Here is a 2,334-nt window from a genome sequence, read left to right on the forward strand (position 1 = left end):
AGCAAGTTTGCTTCCAAGAAGCGAACCGCCGGATGCGGATCCGCATGTCCGGTGGTGTGAGAGGGGTCCCGGGCAACCGGGCCCCTATCTCGATCATGGTTCGCCCACTTTACAAGCGAAGCAAACACAGTCGGACAGGCGGGTTCAGGGTAGTTGCTTCAATGCTTCGTCAAAGGATTGGGCCGACAATTGAACAGTTTGGTAACCAGTTTTGACAAGAAATGCCCTGCCCTTCGACAGGTCGTAATCCTCGTCTGCGAAATCAAGCATGCCATCTCGTCGGTGGTCGGGTGTCAATTCGAAGTCAATATTGTAGTAACCGTCTTTTCCGTTTCCGATCATCACCGCACCACCAATAGTCTCTGAGTCATCGTCTTCGTCAGCATCGATGTAGGCGATCTCCAGACCACTCAGTTCTTGTGACGCGACAAACACGTCAGCGACCGTTGTTCCACGATACTCAATTGGAATGTGCAGATATTGCTGCGGTTGCTTGAGTAGGCGTTTCGGTCCGTAGACCATTCGTGAATCTGTCATGCGTGTTTAGATTATTCAGTTAGCGAACGACACGCATCAGCGGGCCGGCGCGAGATGCGTTGACTTCCGAACCGACCCGACCGCCGGCTCCGTTGCATGCGATTGTTATCAGCCGCTCTGTATTCGTGTGCGTAGTTCGACAAGCATCCGACCGAGCATATTGCGCCCGGTACCGTCGCCGCCGTCTCCCCAGTATCTGTCGTTCTTTGTGTGTTCCACGATCATAGCATCGCCCGTACCAAGCAGCAGCGCCATCAGATCGGGATGTTGGGTGAATTTGGCGTGCAGCGCGACACGCATGACGTCGTCCTTCACGTCCTCCCAATCAGGACGAAGTGGGCGCTCTCGATCACGTCCCATTCGTGCAGCCGTCATCGGCGAGTCGACCAACCGTATCTCGTCAGCGTGTTGCGTGCCAACAAATTTCTGTGCCTGGAAGTAGTGTTCAGTCGTAGGCCATGTTGCGCCATCGAGCTCGATTAGATACGCGGCGAAGTTCGAGAACGCACCGTACTCGTCGTCGACCAAGTAGAAGTTGATGGATTCAGGCATGTCCGATTTAAGTCTGATAACGTCCGCCGTCACCGGGTACGGCGTATTGAGTCACCACTTGTAAACGCGCGATGCCGTACTCCGGTGCACGGCATGGTTCGTCAGTATTGTGTGCTCAGTCTTCGAGCAACCGACCGAATTGCCCCTTCGATATTTCGTCGATACCACCGGTCCGTTTTCTGCTCCAAGTGTAGCAGAATATCGCGGATCAACACCGTTTGGGGCTGATTCAGTAGCGCAAACTGCTCGTCCGATCCCGAAAGATGGAAAAGTACGCCACGAAAAATCTCGGGACAATCGCCAGGGGTATCCAATGGCAAGATCGTGACAAAGCACGGAGGAAGATAGAACCGCATTCCCCGTGCGTCAATAAAGCAGAGTACGCCCGCATTTACGTGACGCTTCAGATGGTCCGTGCCGACAAGACAATGCCAATCGGTGAGTTCGTCCTTGCTTCGCGCTTCCTTGCGTTCGGTCACGGTGCCATAATTGTCCATGACGATGGCCTCACGAATGGAGATTCCGCCGTCAATGAGAGAAATGCGGTCAAACATCTCTTCGGTACGGCGTATTAGGTCAGTCGCAGTATGCATCCATCTGTCTGACGAACGACACGCATCAGCGGGCCGGCGCGAGATGCGTTGACTTCCGAACCGACCCGACCGCCGGCTCCGTTGCATGCGATTGTTATCAGCCGCTCTGTATTCGTGTGCGTAGTTCGACAAGCATCCGACCGAGCATATTGCGCCCGGTACCGTCGCCGCCGTCTCCCCAGTATCTGTCGTTCTTTGTGTGTTCCACGATCATAGCATCGCCCGTACCAAGCAGCAGCGCCATCAGATCGGGATGTTGGGTGAATTTGGCGTGCAGCGCGACACGCATGACGTCGTCCTTCACGTCCTCCCAATCAGGACGAAGTGGGCGCTCTCGATCACGTCCCATTCGTGCAGCCGTCATCGGCGAGTCGACCAACCGTATCTCGTCAGCGTGTTGCGTGCCAACAAATTTCTGTGCCTGGAAGTAGTGTTCAGTCGTAGGCCATGTTGCGCCATCGAGCTCGATTAGATACGCGGCGAAGTTCGAGAACGCACCGTACTCGTCGTCGACCAAGTAGAAGTTGATGGATTCAGGCATGTCCGATTTAAGTCTGATAACTTGTTTCTTACCGGTCGGACCGGGTGAGAATAAGTGATTTGGGGGTGGTTTACTAGGTTCGGTGGTGAGAATAAGTCGGAGGCGGGTGAC

At 54.6% G+C, this 2,334-nt stretch carries 4 protein-coding genes; all 4 read right to left on the reverse strand.

Features of this window, described 5'->3' with window-relative positions:
* Positions 1–144 precede the first annotated feature (144 nt).
* A complete protein-coding gene (locus tag FHS27_RS30555; RefSeq protein WP_184310233.1) occupies positions 145–537 on the reverse strand; it encodes a hypothetical protein in 393 nt (130 codons plus the stop codon).
* A 108-nt stretch (positions 538–645) separates the two neighbouring features.
* A complete protein-coding gene (locus tag FHS27_RS30560) occupies positions 646–1,089 on the reverse strand; it encodes an NADAR family protein (protein ID WP_184310235.1) in 444 nt (147 codons plus the stop codon).
* A 101-nt stretch (positions 1,090–1,190) separates the two neighbouring features.
* A complete protein-coding gene (locus FHS27_RS30565) occupies positions 1,191–1,682 on the reverse strand; it encodes a DUF6714 family protein (protein ID WP_184310237.1) in 492 nt (163 codons plus the stop codon).
* Between the two features lie 97 nt (positions 1,683–1,779).
* Positions 1,780–2,334 (reverse strand): NADAR family protein (locus FHS27_RS30570; RefSeq protein WP_315854762.1); only part of this gene is annotated, 555 nt, incomplete at its 5' end.

The organism is Aporhodopirellula rubra (assembly GCF_014192335.1).
Lineage (GTDB): Bacteria > Planctomycetota > Planctomycetia > Pirellulales > Pirellulaceae > Rhodopirellula > Rhodopirellula rubra.